Source organism: Streptomyces sp. NPDC030798, from assembly GCF_055572275.1.
Genome location: NZ_JBVIDR010000002.1, coordinates 390,187 through 413,169 on the forward strand (window position 1 = coordinate 390,187; position 22,983 = coordinate 413,169).

The window sequence follows — 22,983 nt, forward strand, 5'->3', positions numbered from 1 at the left end:
AGCCGCAGTGACCAACATCCCCGAGACCGGACGGACCCCACGGGTCCAGACCCGCCTCGTCGTCATCCAGATCCTCGTTCTCTCCCTCCTCGGCACCCTCGGCGGCCGCCTGTGGTACCTGCAGATCCGGGAGGGCGCCGAGTACCAGAAGGAGGCCTCCGGCAACCACGTCCAGCAGGTCGTCCAGCCCGCCGTGCGCGGAGACATCCTCGACGCCCGCGGCGTGCCTCTCGCCGACAACGAGACGCGCCTGGTCGTCTCCGCCTCCCGCACCGAACTGCTCAAGCAGAAGGACGACGGCAAGGCCGTCCTGACCAAGCTGGCCGGCGTCCTCGGCATGAAGCCCGCCGAGGTCATGCAGAAGGTCCGGCTGTGCGACGCCAAGACCCCCCAGCCCTGCTGGAACGGCTCGCCCTACCAGCCGATCCCGGTCACCGACGAGGCCACGCCCAAGCAGGCCCTGCAGATCCGCGAACGCGCCGAGGACTTCCCCGGCATCACCGCCGAACCCGAGGCCGTGCGCCGCTACCCGGGCCCGGGCAGGTCCAACTCCGCCCAGGTCCTCGGGTATCTCTCCCCGGTCACCGACAGCGAGATCCAGAAGGCCAAGGACACCGACTCGCCCTACCTGCGCTCCGACATGGTCGGCCGCTCCGGCCTGGAGCGCACCTACGACAAGGTGCTGCGCGGCAAGGCGGGGGTGACGCGCTACGAGGTGGACAACCTCGGCCGGGTCATCGGCAAGGCCAGGTCGGACGCGGCCCAGCCCGGCTCCAACCTGGTCACCAGCATCGACTCCCGCGTCCAGCGCGTCGCGGAGTACGAACTGGACAAGGCGATGAAGGTCGCCCGCCAGCAGTACGACAAGATCACCGGCGAGAACTACAAGGCCGACTCCGGTGCCGTCGTCGTCATGGAGGCCAAGACCGGCCGGATCGTCGCCATGGCCTCGGCCCCCACCTACGACCCGAACGTGTGGGTGGGCGGCATCTCCGCCAAGGACTACAAGGCCCTCACCGGGAAGAAGTCCGACTACCCGCTGCTCAACCGCGCCATACAGGGTCAGGCCGCACCCGGCTCGACCTTCAAGGTGGTCTCCACGGCCGCCGCGGTCAACGCCGGCTACGCGTTCGACGGCCGCTACCCGTGCACCAGCTCGTACTCGGTGGGCAGCCAGGTCTTCAAGAACTTCGAGGGCGAGAACTTCGGCCCCATCTCCCTGGGCCGCGCCCTGGAGGTCTCCTGCGACACCGTCTTCTACGGTCTGGCCGACAAGGAGTGGAAGCGCGACGGCGGCATCAACCCGAAGAAGGGCCAGCCCAAGGACTACTTCTTCAAGACCGCCCACCAGTTCGGCCTCGGCAGGGAGACCGGCATCGACCTGCCCAACGAGGTCACCGGCCGCGTCCCCGACCGCCAGTGGAAGCTGAACTACTGGAAGGCCAACAAGGACGCGTGGTGCAAGACCGGCAAGAAGGACGGCACCTACGTCGAGAAGATCGCGTACGAGAACTGCCTCGAGGGCAACAAGATGCGCGAGGGTGACGAGATCAACTACTCCATCGGCCAGGGCGACACCCTCGTCACGCCGATCCAGGAGGCGGTGATCTACGGCGCCGTCGCCAACGGCGGCACCATGTACCAGCCGACCATCGGCAAGGCCGTCATCAGCGCCGACGGCAAGAGCGTGCAGGAGATCAAGCCCAAGAAGCGCGGCCGGCTGCCGGTCACCCAGGCCACCCTCAAGGGCATGGACGACGCCTTCGCCGGCGTCATCACCCGCGGTACCGCCGCCTGGAAGTTCGGCGGCTGGCCGCAGAACAAGATCCCGCTGCACGGCAAGACCGGTACCGCGGAGGTCTACGGCAAGCAGACCACCTCCTGGCTCGCCACGTACTCCAAGGACTACACGGTGATCATGACGATCGCCCAGGCCGGTACGGGTTCCGGAGCCTCCGGTGAGGCCGTGCGCAACATCTACAGCGCGCTCTACGGCGTCCGGGGCGACGGCTCCATCGACAAGAAGAAGGCCCTGCTGCCCGAGCCGCAGAAGAGCCTGCCGAAGGTCCGCGCCGACGGCACCGTCGTCAACCCCAAGGTCTCCGGCGACCCCGCCAAGGACGTCGAGGCCGCCCAGAAGAACAACTCCACCAACGGCGACGACCAGCAGCCCCCGGCCACCTCGCCCACACCCACCAGCACCAGCAACACCCGCAGAAAGCCCCGCAGGAGGGGCAGCCGGAGGATGCTCACATGACCGGCGCCAACAGCTTCTCCGTCTCCGGGTACGGCCCCGAGCGGGCCGGCTGGACCAGGGTCTTCGCCCGCGACTCGCTGACCCGCCGGCTGGACTGGCCGATACTGCTGTCCGCGCTCGCACTGTCGGGAATCGGCTCGCTCCTCGTCTACTCGGCCACCCGCAACCGCACCGAGATCAACCAGGGCGACCCGTACTACTTCCTGCTCCGGCATCTCATGAACACCGGCATCGGGCTCGCCCTGATGATCGGCACCATCTGGCTCGGCCACCGCGCTCTGCGCAACGCCGTGCCGATCCTCTACGGCCTGTCCGTCTTCGGCATCCTCGCCGTGCTCACCCCGCTCGGCTCCACCGTCAACGGCGCCCACTCCTGGATCGTGCTCGGCGGCGGCTTCTCGCTCCAGCCGTCGGAATTCGTGAAGATCACGATCATCCTCGGCATGTCCATGCTGCTCGCGGCCCGCGTCGACGCCGGCGACAAGAAGTACCCCGACCACCGCACGGTCGTGCAGTCCCTGGGGCTCGCCGCCGTACCCATCCTGATCGTGCTGCTCATGCCCGACCTCGGCTCGGTCATGGTGATGGTGGTCATCATCCTCGGCGTGCTGCTCGCCTCCGGCGCCTCCAACCGCTGGGTCTTCGGCCTCATCGCCGCCGGCGCCATCGGCGCGATCGCCGTCTGGCAGCTGCACATCCTGGACACCTACCAGATCAACCGCTTCGCCGCCTTCGCCAACCCCGACCTCGACCCCGCCGGCGTCGGCTACAACACCAACCAGGCCCGCATCGCCATCGGCTCCGGCGGTCTCACCGGCGCCGGCCTCTTCCACGGCTCACAGACCACCGGCCAGTTCGTCCCCGAGCAGCAGACCGACTTCGTCTTCACGGTCGCCGGCGAAGAGCTCGGCTTCGTCGGCGCCGGACTGATAATCCTTCTCCTCGGCATCGTCCTGTGGCGGGCCTGCCGCATCGCCCGCGACTCCACCGAGCTGTACGGCACGATCGTCGCCGCCGGGATCGTCGCCTGGTTCGCCTTCCAGGCCTTCGAGAACATCGGCATGACCCTCGGCATCATGCCGGTCACCGGCCTGCCCCTGCCCTTCGTGTCGTACGGCGGCTCCTCCATGTTCGCCGTGTGGGTGGCCGTCGGACTCCTGCAGTCCATCAAGGTGCAACGACCCATGTCCGCCTGAAGGGGAGGCCTAATCAGCGCAAACGCGGCTAGATTCTGTTCATGGCGGATGAGAAACGCGAGATCGAGCGCAAGTACGAATCCGACGACAGCGGACTGCCCGACCTGACCGGCGTCGGCGGGGTGGCGAACGTACTCGACAAGGGCCTCGTCGAACTGGACGCCACCTACTACGACACCCCCGACGAACGCCTCGCCGCGGCCTCCCTCACCCTGCGCCGCCGCACCGGAGGCTCCGACGCCGGCTGGCACCTCAAACTCCCGGTCGCCCCCGGCATCCGCGACGAGATCAGAGCACCCCTGTCCGACACCGTCCCCGACGAGATCGCCGCCCTCGTCCGCTCCCGGGTCCGCGGCGCCGGCCTGGTCCCCGTGGTCCGGCTCCGCTCCGCCCGCGACGTACGCCACCTGGTCGACGCCGACGGCACCCTGCTCGCCGAGGCCAGCGTGGACACCGTGACCGCCGACCGCCTGAACCGGGCGGGCGGGACCGCCCAGTGGACCGAGATCGAGGTCGAACTCGCCGACGGCATCGACCCCGCCTTCCTCGACAAGGTCGACAAACGGCTGCGCAAGGCGGGCGTACGACCCTCGTCGTCCTCCTCCAAACTGGCCCACGCCCTGCAGCAGACCGGCGGAGCCCCCACCCGCACCACCGGACGGGCACAGCCCGTCACCGCCGCCGACCACCTCCTCGCCTACCTGCGCGAACAGCGCGAGGTCATCCTCGAATGCGACCCGGCCGTCCGCCGCGACGTACCGGACTCCGTCCACCGCATGCGAGTCGCCACCCGCCGCATGCGCAGCACCTTCCGCACCTTCGGCGCCGTCCTCGACCCCGCCGTCACCGCCCCCGTCGCCGCCGAGCTGAAGTGGCTGGCCGGCGAGCTCGGCACCGACCGCGACCAGGAGGTCCTGGCCGACCGCCTCACCACCGCCCTCGACGGCCTCCCGCCCACCCTCGTCGTCGGCCCCGTGCACCACCGGCTCACCACCTGGGCCGGCGCCCGGCACAGCAGCACCCGCGGGCACCTCATCGCCGTCCTGGACTCCGCCCGTCACCTCGCCCTGCTCGACACCCTGGACGCCCTCCTCGCCGACCCGCCCCTGCGCAAGAAGGCCACCGGCAAGCCGGACAAGATCCTCGCCAAGGCCGTACGCAAGGACTTCGCCAAGGTCGCCCGCCTGGTCACCGGCGCACTCGCCCTGCCCCCCGGCCCGGACCGCGACCTCGCCCTGCACGAGGCCCGCAAGAAGGCCAAGCGCACCCGCTACGCCGCCGAGGCCGCCACCCCCGCCCTCGGCCGCCCCGCCCGCGCCCTCACCACCTCCATGAAGAGCCTCACCACCCTCCTCGGCGACCACCAGGACAGCGTCATGGCCCGCCACACCCTGCGGGAACTGTCCGCCGTGGCCCACGCGGCGGGGGAGAGCGCCTTCACCTACGGGCTGCTGCACGGCAGGGAGGAGCAGCGCGCGGCGGAGGCGGAGGCCGAGCTCCCCGGCCTCTGGGCGAAGATCGACTCCGGGGCGTCCGTCTGAGCGTACGGAGGAGGCCGCCGAGCGGGTTACGCTTGATGGTCACCCCTGTCAGCTCACGAAGGTTCGCGAGATGCCTGCCGAAGCCGCCGAGTCGGTGTTCCCGCAGCTTGAAGCACTGCTCCCGCATGTGCAGAAGCCCATCCAGTACGTCGGCGGAGAACTCAACTCCACGGTCAAGGAATGGGACTCCTGCGACGTCCGCTGGGCACTGATGTACCCGGACGCGTACGAGGTCGGCCTGCCCAACCAGGGCGTCATGATCCTCTACGAGGTCCTCAACGAGCAGGACGGCGTCCTCGCCGAGCGCACCTACAGCGTCTGGCCGGACCTGGAGGCGCTGATGCGCGAGCACGGCGTCCCGCAGTTCACGGTGGACAGCCACCGCCCGGTGAAGGCCTTCGACCTGTTCGGCCTGTCCTTCTCCACGGAACTGGGCTACACCAACATGCTCACGGCCCTGGACCTGGCGGGCATCCCCCTGGAGTCCAAGGACCGCACCATCGACGACCCGATCGTCGTCGCCGGCGGCCACGCCGCCTTCAACCCCGAACCGATCGCCGACTTCATCGACGCGGCCGTGATCGGCGACGGCGAGCAGGCCGTCCTCGACATCACCCGGATCACCCGCGAGTGGAAGGCCGAGGGCTGCCCCGGCGGCCGCGAGGAACTGCTCTTCCGCCTGGCGAAGACGGGCGGCGTCTACGTCCCCGCCTTCTACGACGTCGAGTACCTCCCCGACGGCCGCATCGCCCGCGTGGTCCCCAACAAGTCGGGCGTGCCGTGGCGCGTGTCCAAGCACACGGTCATGGACCTGGACGAGTGGCCCTACCCCAAGCAGCCCCTGGTCCCCCTTGCGGAGACGGTCCACGAGCGCATGTCCGTGGAGATCTTCCGCGGCTGCACCCGCGGCTGCCGCTTCTGCCAGGCGGGCATGATCACCCGCCCGGTCCGCGAGCGCTCCATCACGGGCATCGGCGAGATGGTCGACAAGGGCCTGAAGGCGACGGGCTTCGAGGAGGTGGGCCTCCTCTCCCTGTCCTCGGCGGACCACTCGGAGATCGGCGACATCGCCAAGGGCCTGGCGGACCGCTACGAGGACGACAAGATCGGCCTCTCCCTCCCCTCCACCCGCGTCGACGCCTTCAACATCGACCTGGCCAACGAACTGACCCGCAACGGCCGCCGCTCCGGCCTGACCTTCGCCCCCGAGGGCGGCTCGGAACGCATCCGCAAGGTCATCAACAAGATGGTCTCGGAGGACGACCTGATCCGCACGGTCGCCACCGCCTACGGCAACGGCTGGCGCCAGGTGAAGCTGTACTTCATGTGCGGCCTGCCCACGGAGACCGACGAGGACGTCCTCCAGATCGCCGACATGGCGACGCGGGTGATCCAGAAGGGCCGCGAGGTCTCGGGCTCCAACGACATCCGCTGCACGGTTTCGATCGGCGGCTTCGTCCCCAAGCCCCACACCCCCTTCCAGTGGTCCCCGCAGCTCTCCGCCGAGGAGACGGACGCCCGCCTGGAGAAGCTCCGCGACAAGATCCGCGGGGACAAGAAGTACGGCCGCTCCATCGGCTTCCGCTACCACGACGGCAAGCCCGGCATCGTCGAGGGCCTCCTCTCCCGTGGCGACCGCCGCATCGGCGCCGTCATCCGCGCGGTCTACGACGACGGCGGCCGCTTCGACGGCTGGCGCGAGCACTTCTCCTACGACCGCTGGATGGCCTGCGCCGACAAGGCCCTCGCCCCCTTCGGCGTCGACGTCGACTGGTACACCACCCGCGAGCGCACCTACGAGGAGGTCCTCCCCTGGGACCACCTCGACTCCGGCCTCGACAAGGACTGGCTCTGGGAGGACTGGCAGGACGCCCTCGACGAAACAGAGGTCGAGGACTGCCGCTGGACGCCCTGCTTCGACTGCGGGGTGTGCCCGCAGATGGACACCCACATCCAGGTGGGGCCGACGGGCAAGAAGCTGCTGCCTTTGACTGTGGTCGACAAGTAGCGGGTCGGGCCTCGTGCGGCAGGGAACGCAGGGGCCGCCGCCCTCATGGCGCAGCACAGCCACCTGGCCGTGCTGCGCTACGACGCGGCCCGCGTCGAGACCGATCCCCGTGCCGCCGTCCTTGCCTTCTACGAAAGCGCCTACCGGGCCGGGGCCGGACGCGCCGGATGGGGCATCGTGACGCTGGCGTGCCCCGGAGGCATCACGGACGTGGTCCGGCGGATCTGACTTCCGGTCGGGAAAGTCCGACGATCGAGCGGTCAGGCTTCGGTGTCGGTGCGCGCCAGGATGCCTTTGAGCAGCCCCGTGGCCTGGCCCACCTCGATGAGGTAGCCGTCCGGATCGCGCATGTAGCAGCGCAGCTCGGCACGGCGGTCGATGGGCGGGGTGAGGAACTCGGCCCCTTTGGCGCTTGCCGTGGCGTAGAAGTCGTGGATGTCCGCCACCCGTACGTTCAGAAAGCTGGAGACGGTGTTGGGGTCCTCCGGTGTGCGCAGGACGACATCGGGTTTGTCGTCGGTGGGCCCGCCGCCCGGGTTCATGATGATCCAGCTGTTGGCGACCTTGACGATGCAGGGATTCTCATCCAGCACCACCCGTCCACCCAGTATGTCGGCGTAGAACGCGCGCGAGCGAGGGACATCGCTGACCGTGAGGAAGTGGGTGAGCACCAGGCCCTCGGCCGGTGCGGGAAGGTCGTCGGCTGTGGCGCCGGCAGACGTGACGTCGGACATGTGTCGAGCGTATGGCGCGCATGGCCGTGCGGCACTCTCAGCCGATGCGTCTCTCGTTGCGTGATGCGGCATGGGAGCGGGCCGGGCCGGGCACCGGGCGCGGTTTTGTGCACTGAGGCGGGCGAGGCACTCGATGGGGTGAGGGAGGCGCCGGCGGGGGTGGTACCCGCCGGCGTGGTCTGGCGGCCGCCGTGCCGGTGATGCGGCTGCACTGACGAGGCTGTGAGGTGCGGCGTTCGCAGGCATCCTGGGCCTGTCCGGTTTGCGGTGAGTCGTCTTGTTCGGGCAGTGGGCCGCTGCTAAGCCTTGGGCACACGACTCCAGGGAGAACGCCGTGCGCCGAAGGCCCCCTCTTGCCGTCCCTCCGCGTTCACGAGTCCGAGCGTTCCTGTGCGCCGTCGCCGCCGTCGCCCTTGTGACGCTCACCGCCGCGACACGTCCCCCCGCGGACACCCGGGCCGTGGCGGAGTCGGCAGCCGTGGTGCGCGAGTGGAACGCCATCGCCACCGACACGATCAAAAAGAGCCTCGGTGTACGCCCCTCCGGGCAGGCGGCGGTCTGGGAGGGGTTCGTCTCCGTCGCCGTGTACAACGCCGTGGTGGGCATCGAAGGGGGCTACGGCCTGTACAAATGGCGCGAGCGCGGTCCGGCCGGGGCATCCTCCGCGGCGGCTGCCGCCACTGCGGCCCATGACGTACTGCTCACCTGCTTCCCTGCCTTCGCGTCGCAGCTCGACACGGCCTACGCGGACTCGCTCGCCGCTCTCCCGGCCGGTCGGGCCAGGGACCGGGGCGTTGGCTACGGCAAGCGCGCTGCCGCCCGCATCATCGAACTCCGGGAAGGGGACGGCAGGTTCGCGGACGTGCCCTTCACCGCTGTCCCGGCGCCGGGGGTCTGGCGGCCCACCCCGCCGGTGTTCCAGCCCTTCGTCGACACCTGGCTCGCCAGGCTCCGCCCCCTGCTGCTCATCTCCCCGCAGCAATTCCGCCCCGGCGCACCACCCGTCCTCTCCTCGGCCGCTTACGCCGAGGATGTGCGGGAGCTGAAGGCCATGGGCGCGAAGACCGGCTCGGGCCGGAGCGCGCGGCAGACGGAGACCGCCCTCTTCTTCAGCGGCAACCTGGTCGAACAGGTCCAAGCGGCCGTACGAGACCACGCCGCCCGGCACCGGCTGGGCATCGCCGAGACGGCCCGGCTGTTCGCCGCGGTGAACGCGTCGGCGAGCGACGCCGTCATCACCGCATGGGACGCCAAGCTCCACTACGGCACCTGGCGGCCGATCACGGCCATCCGCCTCGCCGACACCGACGGCAACCCCGCGACGACGGCGGACCCGGTCTGGGAGCCGCTGCTCGTCACCCCGCCCCACCCGGACTACCTGGCCGGCCATACGACCGTCGCCGCTGCCGTGGCACGTGTCCTGACCGGTCTCCTCGGCACCTCGCGCATCGACCTGTACGTCCCCTCCGAGGTCACGGGCACCACGCGGTTCTACGGGTCCGCCGACGACCTCGACCGGGACGTCGTCGACGCCCGTGTGTGGGGCGGCGTCCACTCCCGCACGGCGGACGTGGCCGGCTGCCGGGCCGGTACGCGCGTCGCCGCCTGGGCGCTGGACCACTACTTCCAGCCGGTCGCCAAGGGTGGCACCCGGCCGTCCACGCCGGCACGAACGGCCCGGCAGGCCAGGTCCGTCGAGCCGAGGTGCTGCGGCGACGGCGGCCGTCTCCGGCAGCGGGCCGGCAGCGTTCCCGAGTGATTTCCCGGCCGCCCCGTACGCGCCGTGGCCGAAGCCGGCGCCGTTGGGCTGCGCCGTGCGCGTGTGCCGGGGCCGACGTGCCGGTGCGGTGGTTGCGTCCCTGTCGGATGATGCGCACCGTGATCGGATGATTCTCGTTCCGGGCTGGATGTGGCCGCTGAGGCCGGTGAGCCGGGTCGCGGTCGCCGGTCTCGCGGCCGGTGTCTTCGCCGGGGCCTTCGTTCTCGTCGAGGCGGGGTCGTGGGCGGCCGCCGTGGCGGTCCTCGTGGTGCTGAGCCCGTTCTACGGCATCCGAGTGGCGCGCCGTATGGGCAGAATCTGGCCTGCGGCCAAGGGCATGGACCGGGCCGACCGCGCGGCTGTCGTACGCGCCACCCGGCGTGGGGAGGCCGTCGAGTCCCGGCTGACGCCCTCGGTCGTCGAATACGCTCGCGCCTTGCACCGGGCCGCCGAGGAGGACCGGCTCCGCCGTTGGGTCGTCCTGCTCGTCACCGTCCTCGCGGTCGCTCTCGCGGTGTACGACACCGTGAGGAGCTCCACCGGTGAGACCGTCGCTTCCTGGCTGGCGGTCGTGCTCTGCCTGGCCGACCTGATGTGGTGGCCCCGTAGGCGGGCGCGTCTTCTGGCGAGAGCCGATCGGGCGGAGGCGTCGGCCCGCCGTGCGACGGGCGCCGGCCACGGGGCGGACGGCCGCTGACCTGGGGGATAGCATCCCTCGCCATGAGACCTTCGTTGATCGCGCTGGTGGGCGCCGGGGCAGTCGTGCTTGCCGCAGGCGGGTATGCCGTGGGGGTGACGCAGCGCGACGGCGGGTCCGCGCGGTCGGCGGCGTGTGCGCAGGTCAGGCACGAGTTCGGGGTGCGGGCCGGTCAGGTGCGGGCGCAGGCGCGCCGGGAGGCGCGCGGGGGAGAGGTCGATTCCCGTCGGATCGCCGTGGACGCGGCGCGGGCGGCGGTTCTCGGCGTGCTCGTGGAGCAGAACCGGACGTGCTTCGGCGCCGGGGCCCGTGCGGCGGCCGCGGTGGTGCGAAAGCGCCCCTCGGAAGGGCAGGCGGACGCCGCTCTGTGCGATCTCGTCGGCACGAAGCCGGAGGACTGCGTCATCGCGGACGGCTGATCCGCCGCGGCAAGCGGGCTCGGCCGCTCGTACGTCCACCCGTACGAGCGCCGCGTGCGCGCGGTTGCGCGGGGGAGTGACGTGGCGTTGCAATCAAGTGTGAGGCACTTTGGTGGCGCCGGGTCCGCCGGTCGTCCCGCTCCGGGGACGGGGGCCGGCCGGAAGGGGCTCAAGAACGATGCCCTGGGCATGTTCTCCTCGGTGGTCATCGGGATAGCGTCCACCGCCCCGGCCTACAGTCTCGCCGCGACGCTCGGGCTCATCGTGGTGGCCGTCGGGCTGCAGGCGCCGATCGTCATCATGCTGTCGTTCCTGCCGATGCTGCTGATCGCGTACGCCTTCCGGGAGCTGAACGCCAGCGAAGCGGACTGCGGGACGACGTTCACCTGGGCGACGCGCGCGTTCGGGCCGCGTACCGGATGGATGGGCGGCTGGGGGATCGTCGTCGCCAATGTCATTGTCATGGCGAGCCTCGCCGAGATCGCCGGGACCTACAGCTTTCGTCTGGTGGGCCTGGACCGGCTGGCGGAGGACCGGCTGTGGACGAGTGTGGCGGGTGTCGTCTGGATCGTGGTGATGACCGCGGTCTGCTACGTCGGCATCGAGTTCTCGGCCGCCGTCCAGCGCTGGCTGCTGTGCCTCGAAGTGGGCATGCTGATCGTGTTCGCCGTCGCCGCGCTGGTCCGGGTCTACACCGATCCGCCCCCGACGGCGATCCATGTCTCGGCGTCCTGGTTCAACCCCTTCGAGGTGTCCTCGTCCAAGGCGCTGACGTCGGGTGTCCTGGCGGGGGTCTTCATCTACTGGGGCTGGGACACGGCGGTCTCGATCAACGAGGAGACCGTCGACAGCACCCGCATCCCCGGGCGCGCCGCGGTCACCTCGACCGTGCTGCTCCTGGTCATGTACGGCCTGGTGTCCACCGCGGCGCAGGCGTTCGCCGGGGTCGGCGCCTCGGGGATCGGGCTGGGCAACACCGGCAACTCGGACGACGTGCTGTCCGGGCTGGGCGAGGCGGTCTTCGGGACGCACGACGCCGGGCTGGTGCTGACGAGGCTGCTGATCCTGATGGTGCTGACCTCCGCGCTGGCCTCCACCCAGACCACCATCCTGCCGCTGGCCCGGACCGTGTTCTCCATGGCGGTGCACAAGGCGGTGCCCGCGCAGTTCGCGCGGGTGCACCGCAAGTTCCTCACGCCGACCTGGTCGACCGTGGGCATGGGCGCGATCTCGGTCGCCACCCTGATCGCGCTGTCCTCGTTCAGCGGCAACGTGCTGGCCGACTCGATCGACTCGGTGGGCCTCGCGATCACGTTCCAGTACGGGCTGACCGGGTTCGCCTGTCTCTGGTACCACCGTCGGGTCCTGACCCGAAGTCCCCGGGACCTCGTCTTCAAGGGCGTGCTGCCGGGCCTGGGCGCGCTGGTCATGTTCTGCCTGTTCCTGTACGCCACCGTCGTCTACGCCGCCCCCGGGTACGGCGCGACCAGCGTCGACCTGCCGCTGGTCGGGCCGACCGGCGGGGTCACCGTCGTGGGTCTGGGCGCCCTGCTGCTGGGTCTGCTGCTGATGCCGGTGGTCACCCGGGGCCACGCCGTGGCCCTGAAGCTGCAGCGCAGCCTGCTGCCGTGCCATCTGCCGCCGCACACGGCCCTGGACTCCGCGAGCCGCTACCTGCCCGCCGACAGCGGCTCGGGTGTGGGCGGCGACTGGTACGACGTCATCCCCCTGTCGGGCACCCGGGCCGGCCTGGTCGTCGGGGACGTGGTCGGGCACGGTCTGCGCGCCGCGGCCACCATGGGGCGCCTGCGGACGGGGGTGCGCGTCCTGGCCCGGCTGGACCTGGCCCCGGACGAGTTGCTGTCCCGCCTGGACGATCTGGTCGAGCAGACCGCGCAGGAGCACCAGGACGGTCACGATCCGGACCATCGGACGCGGCGGGCCGACGAGGCCAGGGGGGTGACCTGCCTGTACGCGGTGTACGACCCCGTCTCGGGCAAGTGCAGCCTGGCCCGGGCCGGGGAGTCGGTGCTGGCGGTGGTGGAACCGGACACGGGCGCCGTCCGCTATCCCCGGCTGCCCCCGGGGACGCCGCTGGGGACCGGCGGTCCGCCGTACCAGAGCACGGAGCTGGAGCTCCGGCCGGGCAGTCTCGTCGTCCTCTTCACGGGCGGTCTTCTCCAGGCCGCCGACGACCGGGAGGAGGGGCTCGCGCAGCTGGCCGCTGTGCTCACCGGCGGCGGGCGCTCCCTGGAGGAGCTGTGCGACCGGACAGTGAACACCCTGCTGCCCGGGCCGGTGGACGTCGACGCGACGCTGCTGGTGGCACGGACCCGGCTGCTGGACCCCAGCCGTTTCGCGCAGTGGGAGCTGCCCCCGGATCCGACGGCGGTGGCGACGATCCGCACCGCCGTGCGCAAGCAGCTCGGAGACTGGGGGCTGGAGGACCTGGCGTTCACCACGGAGCTCATCGTCAGCGAACTGGTCACCAACGCCATCCGCTACGTCGGCGGGCCGATCCAGGTACGCCTGATCCGGGACCGGACGCTGATCTGCGAGGTCTCCGACACCGGCAACACCACGCCCAACCTGCGGCACGCCGCGAGCGACGACGAGGGAGGCCGGGGGCTGTACATCATCGCCCAGATGACCCACCACTGGGGCACGCGCTACACCCCGACCGGCAAGACGATCTGGACCGAGCAGGACCTGTATCCGCCGTGACCCGGCCGGGCGGTGCGGCGGTCTCAGTCCTCGCCGTACTCCACGTACAGCGGGCTCGCCACGAGCAGTCCGGGGCCGCTGCCGCCCTGGAAGCCGGCCGTGATGCGGGCGTAGCCGCGCATGCCCGCCGCCGTCTCCGGGTGGGTCCGCGCGTCGAGCCGCTGCAGCAGCCGCTGCAGCGCCGTGTACAGCGGCGGCCGCTGTCCCTCCGCGCCGGCGAGATCGGCGAGGTCGTCGGACACGGCCGACAGCAGCGCGCCGGGGGCGCTGGCTCCGCCGTCGAGGACGCTCCGGACGAGTTCGTCCGGGCCCTGCTCCTCCACCGGGACGGACCGGTCGGCCGCGATCAGATGCTCGACGGAGCCGTGCAGCAGGAGCCGCGTGCCGGCCTGCGCGGGCGCGGGAGCGTCCACGAACAGCACCATGGGGGTGCCCGAGGGGTTGAGCACGACGTAGTTCAGCGGGGCCTCGAAGGCCACCCACTGGCCGGGCCGCAGACCGTCCTCGCCGTACCAGCGTGCGGACTCCTCGATCCGGCTCACGACACGGGCGAGATGCCCGGCGCGGGGATCGCGGCCGACGGGCGCGGTGGCGGTGTCGACCTCGACACCGCCGAAGGGTGTCGAGAGGTTGACCCGCGGGCGCGGCCAGGCCGACCGCAGCCGCGGCAGGAACTGGGCGAGCTTGCGGTCGGACACGTAGATCATTTCCTGCACTGTCGCTCCGTCCTTCGTGGCCGGCTCAGGTGTCCTGCAGCCTCAGGAACGCGAAGGCCTTCCGGGGCAGGAGCTCCGAGGCCCGGAACAGTCCGTCGCTCCCCGGTTGCATGTCACGCGAGAAGCGCTTCAGCAGTTCCGCCAGCCCCGGCCGCTCCCGCGGATCCCTGTGCAGGCAGGCGGCGACGACGTCGGTCAGTTCCGCGGGCAGCCCGGTGAGGTCGGGCTGCTCTCCCCGCATGACGCGGAACATCGTCTGCAGGGGGTTGCCCGCCGGGTAGGGGGTGTGCCCCGTCGCGGCGAAGAGCAGGACGGCGCCGAGTGCGTACACATCGCTCGCCGGGGTCACCTTCCGTGCGTCCTCGGCCTGCTCGGGCGACATGTACGCGGGAGTGCCCAGCGTGGTGTTCACGACCGTCAGCTTGCTCGCGGCCGCCGCCGCCAGGGCGAGACCGAAGTCGATGACGCGGATCCCGTCGGCCCCGACCAGCACGTTGGAGGGCTTGAGGTCCCGGTGGATGATCCCGGAGGCGTGCACGGACTGGAAGGCCTCGGCCATCTGGGCCGCGATCCAGCGCACCGCCCCGACGGGCAGGGGGCCGCACTCGTCGACGAGTTCCTGCAGCGAGGGAGCCGAGACGTAGGCGGTGGCCAGCCACGGGATGTGCGCCCCGGTGTCCGCGTCGACGACGGGCGGCGCGTAGAACCCGTTGACGTTCCTGGCGGCGGCCACCTCGCGTTCGAAGCGCCGCCGGAATTCCTTGTCGTCGGCCAGCTCTTCCTTGATCACCTTGATGGCGAGCCGGCGCCCCGCCACGGAGTGCCCCAGAAAGACCCGCCCCATCGCCCCGCTGCCGATCCGCCGCACCAGCGTGTACGGCCCGACCGACCGGGGATCGAAGGACTGCAGGGGCTTCCAGCGGGCGGTGGGGTCCCACTCCCGCACCTCGGGCCGGGCAGCGGACCGCTCCACCGCGGGCGCGTGGAGGGCGATCCGGGCGAGAGCGGGGGGCTTGGCGGGGATGAACACGTCCGCCGGCCGGGACACGGGTCCCGGCGAGGGCTCCGGCGGCGCAGAGGCGGCGGCGCGTGCGCCGGATGCGGGGGGCGCCGTCCGGGCGAGCCGACGGCGTATCAGATGTGCCTGATTCGGGGTGAGGGGGGCCTCCGCGGGGTGGCCGGGGAACGGCAGCTCGTCCCTGAGCACTCCCAGCACCACGGGAACGGGCGCGTCCAGTTCACCTGCGAGCTCAGCCACACGGACCCGGGGCCCGTACCTGTCTTCGAGCGCCTGTTCCAGCCTGCGTTCGGCCGCCGGCTCGATGGTGGACGAGGCCGAGCGTACGAACTCGCCCATCTCCCTGAGCATGTCCATCGTGACCTGGCTGTCGACCCCCCACTCCCGGGCCACCTCGTAGACCCTCACCTTTGCCACGCGCCGCTCCTCAACCGGGGGTCCGGGCCGCCTCGCCCGCTTCCAGGATAGGTGGCCGCAGTGACAGGCGGCTGGTAACGGATTCACAGCGCGCGCAAGGGCCCGCCGGGACGACTCCGGCGGGCCCCACGGGCGCTGACGTCGGCTCAGGCGACGGCGACGTACTTCGGGTTCGGGCCGTACTGGTTCGGCTCGGCCTTGCCCTCGGAGGCGAGGAAGACGAGCAGCGTGATCGGGCCGACGAGCGGGACCAGGTAGAACAGGATCCACCAGCCGGAGCGGCTCGTGTCGTGCAGGCGGCGGACCGTGACGCCCAGCCCGGGCAGCAGGACGGCCAGGCCGTAGAGGCCGTACAGCGCGTAGAAGACGGTCGACTTCGTGACGGCCGCGAGGACCAGCAGCGCGAGGACGACGATCAGGTTGAACAGCGTGAACATCCAGAACTCTTTGCGGCGCGCGCGGCCGCTGAACACGGCGTACTTCTTGAGTACTTCGAGGTACCAGTTCATTTCTCGTCCCCCCAGGGATTCTTGACGTGCGAGCCCCCATCGAATCAGTCAGCCTGGCCGGAAACCACGTTTTTGGCGTGCCCGGGTCAATGTGTTATCCGGCTGCTGCCAATCGGTGACACGACACGGCCCTCCACACGCCTCTGGCCTCCTCGGACGTGACGGCATCGCAACCCGGGCCGCGCATCCGGACCCGCGTGCGGCGCGTCTGAGCCGGTATGGACCTCCAGAAGCCGCCACCCCCGCCGCAGCAGCCCGAAGGGTGCCTCGCCGTCGCCATCCGCATCCCGGTGCGGATCGTCGTGCTCGTGCTGGTCGTGCCGGTGCGGATGGTGTGGGACGCGCTGGTCGTCCTGGGCCGGTTCCTGACCGACACCGTGCTGCGGCCGCTCGGCCGGGTCCTGCTGCTGCTCGCCAGGGCCGTGTTCGTCTGGCCGTTCGCGGCACTCCGGCGCTGGGTCCTGGTGCCCGTCGGGAAGGCGCTGGCCCGGCTCGGGCGCGTCCTCGTCGTGGTGCCGCTGGGGTGGCTGTACCGGTACGTGCTGACGCCGGTCGGGCACGCCTTCGCCTGGTCGGCGCGGAAGATCGGCGCCGGCCTCGGACGGCTGCACGCACGCGTGCTCGCGCCGGTGGGCCGGGGCGTGGCCCGGCTGCTGAAGGGCGCCGGCCTCCTGCTCGCCGCCGTGGGGGCGGGGGTGTTCGCCGCCGTGGCCTGGCTGGTGCGGTACCTGCTCGTCGTCCCCGCGCGGTGGCTGTACGCGTGGGTGCTCGCGCCGGTCGGGCGGGCCGTGGCCCGGCTCGTGGACGCCGTCGGCACCGCGATCGGCACCGCCCTGTACTGGACGGCCCGCGTCCTGCTGGTGCTGCCCGCCCTCGCCCTGTGGCGCGGGGTGCTCGCGCCCCTCGGCCGGGCCCTGGCCGTCGTCGCCCGGGAGATCGGGGACGCCCTCGGGCATGCCTGGCGGATCGCGGGGCACATCTCGCGGGCCGTCGGGCGGTTCCTCGCGACCCTCTTCCGGTGGATCTTCGTGGAGCCGCTGCGCTGGGTGTACCGGACGGTCCTCACGCCCGTCGGGCACGTCGTGCGCGACCTCGTCCTGCGGCCCGCCGCCGAGGCCGCGCGCGTGGTGGGACGGTCCGCACGGCAGGCCCTGGCCACCGCGCGCGACACCGTACGGCAGGCCCGCGCCGACTTCCGGCGCATGCTGTTCGGCGAGCCGCGGCAGCCGGCCGCCGTAGGCCGCCGGGAACCCGGAGGCCGCGCGACACGTACTCTTGATAGCAGTACGACCGCTCTCACGAAGGACTAGGACACTGGGCAAGCGACAGCCCGAAGGCCCGCCGCCCGCACCCGCGGTGCAGCGCATCCGACTGCGCTACACCAAGCGCGGCCGCCTGAGGTTCACCAGCCACCGAGACTTCCAGCGCGCCTTCGAGCGTGCGCTGCGCCGCGCCGAGGTGCCCATGGCGTACTCGGCGGGGTTCACACCGCACCCGAAGGTGTCGTACGCCAATGCCGCACCCACCGGCACGGGCAGTGAAGCGGAATACCTGGAGATCGCGCTGACCGAGCCGCGCGACCCCGAGACCCTGCGCGTCCTCCTCGACGCGTCGCTGCCCGCCGGGCTCGACGTCGTCGACGCGGTCGAGGCACGGACCTCGGGTCTCGCCGACCGGCTCACGGCCTCCGTCTGGGAGCTGCGGCTCGACGGCGTCGACCCCCTCGACGCCGCTCGCGCGGTGGAGGCCTTCATCAAGGCCGACACCGTCGAGGTGCAGCGCATGACCAAGAACGGCGTCCGCACCTTCGACGCCCGCTCGGCGGTCGTGCACCTGGAAAGCCTGCCGGGCGTGGAAACGCACGGTTCACCGGCTGATAGGCCGACCGACCAGCCCTGTGCGATACTGCGGCTGGTTGTTCGGCACGTGACGCCTGCCGTACGACCCGACGACGTCCTGTCCGGTCTCCGCGCCGTGGCCGACCTGGCGCCGCCGGTCCCCGCAGCGGTGACCAGGCTGGCGCAGGGGCTGCTCGATGAAGAGACCGGCACGGTGACCGACCCGCTCGCGCCCGACCGCGACGCAGCCGAGGCCCTGACGGCCGCACCGGCTGCCGCCGCGACGGCGCCGACGCCGGAAGGTTCCGCGTAGGGACGGACGTCGTAGCGCCGCCCTCGTACTCGGGAGCCACCTGGGTCGGGCAGCGCACCGACCAGAAGACTTTCGCCAGGCCGTACCGACAAGGCGTACGGAACCGGCGAGACAGGACACAGAGTGCTCCCGTGCGGCGCCCGCGCCGCGGACGGCGGCCATCGCGCTATCGCGCGGGCCGCGGACGTCACCGGCGGACGGTCGAAACGACCGGCGCCGGACCAGGTGCGGCGCCCGGGAGCCTGACGGGAGAAACGCCCGCATGCTCGAGCCGATCGAACCCCATGAGGGTTCCGAACTGAACACTCCGAGCGACACCCTGCCGCCGCGCAGGCGTCGCCGTGCCGCCTCCCGCCCGGCGGGCCCGCCCGCCGCGGCCGAGGCGACTGCGGAGACCGAGGTGACCGTGCCGGCCATACCGGCCGCGGACGCCGAGGACATCGCCGAGGCGGAGGCCCCCGAGGCACCTGCCGCCACCGCCGCCGAGGAGGCCGCGCCCGCCGGTCGTACGCGCCGCCGGGCCACCCGGCGTGCGTCCGCGCCCGCGGGGACGCCGGCCGCCGCGGAGGCCGCCGAGACGGTTGTCCCCGCTGCTGCCGCCGTGGCCGCCGAGCCGCCCGCGTCGGACGAGACCGCCGCGGCCGTCGCGTCCGACGCGGAAGCAGCGCCTCGCCGCACCCGCCGCCGGGCCACGCGCCGCGCGGCCGCGCCCGCCGGTGCTGCGCAGGCGGCGGAGACCGTGGTGCCCGCCGTGGACGAGGAGAAGGCGGACGAGGAGAAGGTGACGGAGGCGGAGGCCCCCGCAGCCGCGTCCGCCGCCGAGGCCGAACCCGCCGTGGAGGCCGAGCCCGCCGCTCGCCCGCGGCGCCGTGCCACCCGGCGTGCCTCCGCGCCCGCCGGTGCGCCGAAGGCCGCCGAGGCGCCCGAGTCCGTGCCGTCCGCCGAGGCGCCGGCCGCTGCCGCACCCGCGGCGGAGGTCGAGGCCGAGGCCGCTCCCGCCATGGAGGCCGAGCCCGCCGCTCGTCCGCGTCGCCGTGCCGCCCGGCGGGCGTCCGCGCCCGCAGGCTCCCCGGCGCCCGCCGAAGCCGCCGAGACCGCCGAGACGGTCGTACCGGCCGCCGCTCCCGCTGCCGCCGCCGAGGCCGTCGCCGAGGAGTCGGTGGCCGAGGAGGCCGTCGAGGAGGCGCCGCGGCGTACCCGGCGTCGTGCCACGCGCCGCGTGTCCGCGCCCGCCGAAGCCGCCGAGACCGCCGAGACCGCCGAGACGGTCGTACCCGCTGCCGCTCCCGCTGCCGAGGCCGTCGCCGAGGAGCCGGTGGCCGAGGAGGCCGTCGAGGAGGCGCCGCGGCGTACCCGGCGTCGTGCCACGCGCCCCGTGTCCGCGCCCGCCGGTGCCCCCGCCGCCGAGGAGGCGCCCGCGGCTGCCGCCGAGGCGGCCGAGCAGGTCGAGGAGACCGAGATCACCGAGCCCACCGCCGCCCGGTCCGCCGCCCCCGAGGCGCCGCAGGCCACCGCACCGCAGATCGCCGCCCAGGCCTCCGAGGAGGGCGCTGCCCCGCGCCGGCGCCGCCGGGTCGTCCGGCAGGCCGCGACCGGGTTCGCCGCGCCCGCGGAGTCCCCGGCCGCCGAGGGCGAGGCGCCGCGCCGCCCGGCCCGGCCCGCCGTCGCCGTGTTCCAGGCGCCGGTGTTCACCGAGCCGAGGTTCCAGACCCCCGAGCGGGCCGCAGCCGAAGCCGCTGCCGAGGCCGCCGAGCCGGAGGAGCCCGAGGAGACCGAGCCGTACGCCGAGGAGCGCGCCGACAGCGGCCCGCGCCGGCGCCGCCGTCGCAGGGGCGTGGAGGAGCCGCAGGCCGCCGAGGCCGAGGAGCCGGAGGAGAGCGCCGAGGACCTCGCCGACGGCGAGGAGCCGGAGGAGGCCGACGAGGCCGACGAGGCCGAGGGCTCCGAGGAGTCCGGTTCGCGCCGCCGGCGCCGCCGGGGCGGCCGTCGCCGCCGCCGGGGTGACGCCGCCGAGGGCGAGGGCATGGACGCCGAGGCCGAGGACGTGGCCGCCGAGCAGGCCGCGCAGGACGCCGAGGACACCGCCGAGCAGGAGGACGAGGACGCCGAGGACGCCCGGGGCGAGGAGTCCGGCGGATCCAGCTCCAGCAGCCGCCGGCGCCGGCGCCGCCGTCGTCGCGCCGGTGACACGGCCCCCGAGGCCGAGCCGTCCGCCGACGACCCGGAGCGCACGGTCGTCAAGGTCCGCGAGCCCCGCAAGCCCGCCGAGCCGTCCGACGAGGTGCAGTCCATCAAGGGCTCGACCCGTCTGGAGGCCAAGAAGCAGCGCCGCCGCGAAGGCCGCGAGCAGGGCCGCCGGCGCGTCCCGATCATCACCGAGGCCGAGTTCCTGGCCCGCCGCGAGGCCGTCGAGCGCGTGATGGTCGTCCGCCAGCACGGCGAGCGCACGCAGATCGGCGTCCTCGAGGACGGCGTGCTCGTCGAGCACTACGTCAACAAGGAGCAGTCGACCTCGTACGTCGGCAACGTCTACCTGGGCAAGGTGCAGAACGTGCTGCCGTCGATGGAGGCCGCCTTCATCGACATCGGCAAGGGCCGCAACGCCGTCCTGTACGCCGGCGAGGTCAACTTCGAGGCGCTCGGCATGGCCAACGGGCCGCGCCGGATCGAGTCCGCCCTGAAGTCCGGCCAGTCGGTGCTCGTCCAGGTGACGAAGGACCCCATCGGGCACAAGGGCGCCCGGCTGACCAGCCAGGTCTCGCTCCCGGGCCGCTACCTGGTGTACGTCCCCGAGGGCTCGATGACCGGCATCAGCCGCAAGCTGCCCGACACCGAGCGGGCCCGGCTGAAGACCATCCTCAAGAAGATCGTCCCCGAGGACGCGGGTGTCATCGTGCGCACCGCCGCCGAGGGCGCGAGCGAGGACGAGCTGCGCCGGGACGTCGAGCGGCTGCAGGCGCAGTGGGAGGACATCCAGAAGAAGGCCAAGAACGGCAACGCGCCGTCGCTGCTGTACGGCGAGCCGGACATGACCGTCCGGGTCGTGCGCGACATCTTCAACGAGGACTTCTCCAAGGTCATCGTCAGCGGTGACGACGCCTGGGAGACCATCCACGGATACGTCTCCCACGTCGCCCCGGACCTCGCCGACCGGCTGTCCAAGTGGACCTCCGAGGTCGATGTCTTCGCCACGTACCGGATCGACGAGCAGCTCGCCAAGGCGCTGGACCGCAAGGTGTGGCTGCCGAGCGGCGGTTCGCTGGTGATCGACCGGACCGAGGCGATGGTCGTCATCGACGTCAACACCGGCAAGTTCACCGGCCAGGGCGGCAACCTGGAGGAGACGGTCACCAGGAACAACCTGGAGGCGGCCGAGGAGATCGTGCGCCAGCTCCGGCTGCGCGACCTCGGCGGCATCATCGTGATCGACTTCATCGACATGGTCCTGGAGTCCAACCGCGACCTGGTGCTGCGCCGCCTGCTGGAGTGCCTGGGCCGGGACCGTACGAAGCACCAGGTGGCCGAGGTGACCTCGCTGGGCCTGGTGCAGATGACCCGCAAGCGGGTCGGCCAGGGCCTGCTGGAGTCCTTCTCCGAGACCTGCGTCCACTGCAACGGCCGCGGTGTCATCGTGCACATCGAGCAGCCGACCTCGGTCGGCGGCGGCGGTGGCGGCAAGCGCAAGAAGCGCGGCGGCCGCAGCGGTGACGGGCAGGAGCACGTCCACGAGACCGCCGCCGTGGCGGTGGAGACCGGCGAGGCCGTCGAGCCGGAGGTCGAGACCGCGGTCGAGGTCGCGGCCGAGCTCGCCGAGCCGGTGGCCCTGCCCGCGCCCGACTTCGCGCCGGACGAGGAGCTGTACAGCAGCGTCGCCGAGGCGGAGGCGGCGGCCAGCCGCGGCCGTACGCGGCGCCGCGCGAGCCGCCGGGCCTCTGCACCGGCGGGGACGCCGAAGGCCGAGAGCCGCAGGCCCGCCCAGGCGGCCGAGGCCGCCGACACGGCCGGGGCGACGACGCCCGAGGCGCCCACCGCCCAGGCCGTCACCCCCGCCGACGAGGCCGTACGCCCCGTGCAGCCGGAGACGGCCGCCGAGGCCCAGGCCGAGCCGGTCGCCGCGGAGGACCCGGTGGTCGCCCAGGAGGCGGCTGCCGAGCAGCCCGCCGCCGAGGAGGCCGCGCCCAAGGGCCGTACGCGCCGTCGGGCGACCCGGAAGGCATCCGCGCCGGCCGGTTCCCCGGCGGGGGCCGAGGCGGCCGTGGTGACGGTGCACGAGACCGCGCCCGTGGCGGAGGCGGCCCCGCAGGCCGTCGCCGAGCAGGCTCCGGCTCCGGCCGAGGAGGCGCCCGCCGAGAGCGCCGCCCCGGCCCGCCCGCGCCGCCGCGCCGTCCGCAAGGCCACCGCGCCGACCGCGTCCGAGGAGGCGGCCGTCGTGGTCGTCCCGGCGGGCCCGGCGACGGAGGGACCGGCGGCGGAGGCCGCGGCCGAGGAGACCCCGGCCGCCGCCGACGCGGACGAGGCCCCCGAGGCGGCCGCCCCCGCCAAGAAGGCGGCGCGCAAGACCGCCAAGAAGGCCACGGCGAAGAAGGCGGCCACCAAGAAGACCGCGGCCAAGAAGACGGCCGCCAAGAAGACGACGGCCAAGAAGGCGGCGAAGACCGCCAAGACGGCCGCCGCGAAGGCGACGGCCAAGAAGACCACCACGGTCTCCGCGGCCGGCGACGAGGGCTGAGGCCCGGGGTGGGGGGGGGGGGGGGGGGGGAGGACCCCCCCCCCCCCCCCACCAGTTGGCCACCCCGCCCCCATGGACGTCGACCTTCCCCCCCCCCCGTCTCCCCAC

At 72.5% G+C, this 22,983-nt stretch carries 16 protein-coding genes; 12 read left to right on the forward strand and 4 right to left on the reverse strand.

Annotation, left to right across the window (positions count from 1 at the left end):
- Positions 1-7: 7 nt before the first annotated feature.
- From mrdA to ACZ404_RS06290, 5 genes are all read left to right on the forward strand, one after another.
- Complete coding sequence (gene mrdA / locus ACZ404_RS06270) at positions 8-2,257, forward strand: penicillin-binding protein 2 (RefSeq protein WP_468436432.1); 2,250 nt, start codon at positions 8-10, stop codon at positions 2,255-2,257.
- Positions 2,254-3,453, forward strand: coding sequence for a rod shape-determining protein RodA (gene rodA / locus ACZ404_RS06275; protein WP_468436434.1), 1,200 nt, complete (start codon positions 2,254-2,256; stop codon positions 3,451-3,453). Before mrdA ends, rodA begins: the two co-directional genes overlap by 4 nt.
- Before the next feature lie 41 nt (positions 3,454-3,494).
- The gene (locus ACZ404_RS06280) at positions 3,495-4,994 is read left to right on the forward strand and encodes a CYTH and CHAD domain-containing protein (protein ID WP_468436436.1); all 1,500 of its coding nucleotides are present in this window, start codon (positions 3,495-3,497) and stop codon (positions 4,992-4,994) included.
- A 70-nt stretch (positions 4,995-5,064) separates the two neighbouring features.
- Positions 5,065-7,002, forward strand: coding sequence for a TIGR03960 family B12-binding radical SAM protein (locus tag ACZ404_RS06285; RefSeq protein ID WP_468436438.1), 1,938 nt, complete (start codon positions 5,065-5,067; stop codon positions 7,000-7,002).
- A gap of 45 nt (positions 7,003-7,047) precedes the next feature.
- Positions 7,048-7,230, forward strand: a complete 183-nt coding sequence (locus ACZ404_RS06290) for a DUF5996 family protein (RefSeq protein ID WP_468436440.1) — start codon at positions 7,048-7,050, stop codon at positions 7,228-7,230.
- Between the two features lie 32 nt (positions 7,231-7,262).
- Here the strand turns inward: ACZ404_RS06290 and ACZ404_RS06295 are convergent, their stop codons facing one another.
- On the reverse strand, positions 7,263-7,736 hold the full coding sequence (locus ACZ404_RS06295; RefSeq protein ID WP_468436442.1) for a VOC family protein: 474 nt from the start codon (positions 7,734-7,736) through the stop codon (positions 7,263-7,265).
- A gap of 460 nt (positions 7,737-8,196) precedes the next feature.
- Here ACZ404_RS06295 and ACZ404_RS06300 point away from each other — a divergent pair, with 460 nt between their 5' ends.
- From ACZ404_RS06300 to ACZ404_RS06315, 4 genes are all read left to right on the forward strand, one after another.
- Positions 8,197-9,495 carry a vanadium-dependent haloperoxidase gene (locus tag ACZ404_RS06300; protein WP_468436444.1) on the forward strand — a complete coding sequence of 433 codons (1,299 nt, stop codon included), beginning with the start codon at positions 8,197-8,199 and terminating at the stop codon, positions 9,493-9,495.
- A gap of 127 nt (positions 9,496-9,622) precedes the next feature.
- Positions 9,623-10,192, forward strand: a complete 570-nt coding sequence (locus tag ACZ404_RS06305; RefSeq protein WP_468436446.1) for a hypothetical protein — start codon at positions 9,623-9,625, stop codon at positions 10,190-10,192.
- A gap of 35 nt (positions 10,193-10,227) precedes the next feature.
- The gene (locus ACZ404_RS06310; RefSeq protein ID WP_468436448.1) at positions 10,228-10,611 is read left to right on the forward strand and encodes a hypothetical protein; all 384 of its coding nucleotides are present in this window, start codon (positions 10,228-10,230) and stop codon (positions 10,609-10,611) included.
- 189 nt (positions 10,612-10,800) lie between these two features.
- The gene (locus ACZ404_RS06315) at positions 10,801-13,335 is read left to right on the forward strand and encodes an amino acid permease (RefSeq protein ID WP_468436450.1); all 2,535 of its coding nucleotides are present in this window, start codon (positions 10,801-10,803) and stop codon (positions 13,333-13,335) included.
- 23 nt (positions 13,336-13,358) lie between these two features.
- Here the strand turns inward: ACZ404_RS06315 and ACZ404_RS06320 are convergent, their stop codons facing one another.
- The 3 genes from ACZ404_RS06320 to ACZ404_RS06330 all read right to left on the reverse strand — a co-directional run bounded on the left by ACZ404_RS06320 (position 13,359) and on the right by ACZ404_RS06330 (position 15,995).
- Complete coding sequence (locus tag ACZ404_RS06320; protein ID WP_468436452.1) at positions 13,359-14,042, reverse strand: SAVMC3_10250 family protein; 684 nt, start codon at positions 14,040-14,042, stop codon at positions 13,359-13,361.
- Between the two features lie 34 nt (positions 14,043-14,076).
- Positions 14,077-15,486: a protein kinase domain-containing protein gene (locus ACZ404_RS06325; protein WP_468436454.1), complete on the reverse strand. Its 1,410-nt coding sequence runs from the start codon at positions 15,484-15,486 to the stop codon at positions 14,077-14,079.
- A 146-nt stretch (positions 15,487-15,632) separates the two neighbouring features.
- Positions 15,633-15,995, reverse strand: coding sequence for a DUF805 domain-containing protein (locus ACZ404_RS06330; RefSeq protein ID WP_468436456.1), 363 nt, complete (start codon positions 15,993-15,995; stop codon positions 15,633-15,635).
- Positions 15,996-16,213: 218 nt separating this feature from the next.
- On the opposite strand from ACZ404_RS06330, the gene ACZ404_RS06335 reads away from it, so the two are divergent.
- From ACZ404_RS06335 to ACZ404_RS06345, 3 genes are all read left to right on the forward strand, one after another.
- Positions 16,214-17,305, forward strand: coding sequence for a hypothetical protein (locus tag ACZ404_RS06335; protein ID WP_468436458.1), 1,092 nt, complete (start codon positions 16,214-16,216; stop codon positions 17,303-17,305).
- A gap of 46 nt (positions 17,306-17,351) precedes the next feature.
- Positions 17,352-18,146, forward strand: coding sequence for a TIGR03936 family radical SAM-associated protein (locus ACZ404_RS06340; protein ID WP_468436460.1), 795 nt, complete (start codon positions 17,352-17,354; stop codon positions 18,144-18,146).
- 262 nt (positions 18,147-18,408) lie between these two features.
- Positions 18,409-22,875 (forward strand): Rne/Rng family ribonuclease, encoded by a 4,467-nt coding sequence (locus tag ACZ404_RS06345; RefSeq protein WP_468436462.1) that lies wholly within the window; start codon positions 18,409-18,411, stop codon positions 22,873-22,875.
- Positions 22,876-22,983 lie beyond the last annotated feature (108 nt).

Coding starts and splice junctions, on each gene's coding strand:
- rodA (WP_468436434.1), top strand. CDS start 2,254: ATGACCGGCGCCAACAGCTTCTCCGTCTCCGGGTACGGCCCCGAGCGG.
- ACZ404_RS06280 (WP_468436436.1), top strand. CDS start 3,495: ATGGCGGATGAGAAACGCGAGATCGAGCGCAAGTACGAATCCGACGAC.
- ACZ404_RS06285 (WP_468436438.1), top strand. CDS start 5,065: ATGCCTGCCGAAGCCGCCGAGTCGGTGTTCCCGCAGCTTGAAGCACTG.
- ACZ404_RS06290 (WP_468436440.1), top strand. CDS start 7,048: ATGGCGCAGCACAGCCACCTGGCCGTGCTGCGCTACGACGCGGCCCGC.
- ACZ404_RS06295 (WP_468436442.1), bottom strand. CDS start 7,736: ATGTCCGACGTCACGTCTGCCGGCGCCACAGCCGACGACCTTCCCGCA.
- ACZ404_RS06305 (WP_468436446.1), top strand. CDS start 9,623: ATGATTCTCGTTCCGGGCTGGATGTGGCCGCTGAGGCCGGTGAGCCGG.
- ACZ404_RS06315 (WP_468436450.1), top strand. CDS start 10,801: ATGTTCTCCTCGGTGGTCATCGGGATAGCGTCCACCGCCCCGGCCTAC.
- ACZ404_RS06320 (WP_468436452.1), bottom strand. CDS start 14,042: ATGATCTACGTGTCCGACCGCAAGCTCGCCCAGTTCCTGCCGCGGCTG.
- ACZ404_RS06330 (WP_468436456.1), bottom strand. CDS start 15,995: ATGAACTGGTACCTCGAAGTACTCAAGAAGTACGCCGTGTTCAGCGGC.
- ACZ404_RS06335 (WP_468436458.1), top strand. CDS start 16,214: ATGGACCTCCAGAAGCCGCCACCCCCGCCGCAGCAGCCCGAAGGGTGC.
- ACZ404_RS06345 (WP_468436462.1), top strand. CDS start 18,409: ATGCTCGAGCCGATCGAACCCCATGAGGGTTCCGAACTGAACACTCCG.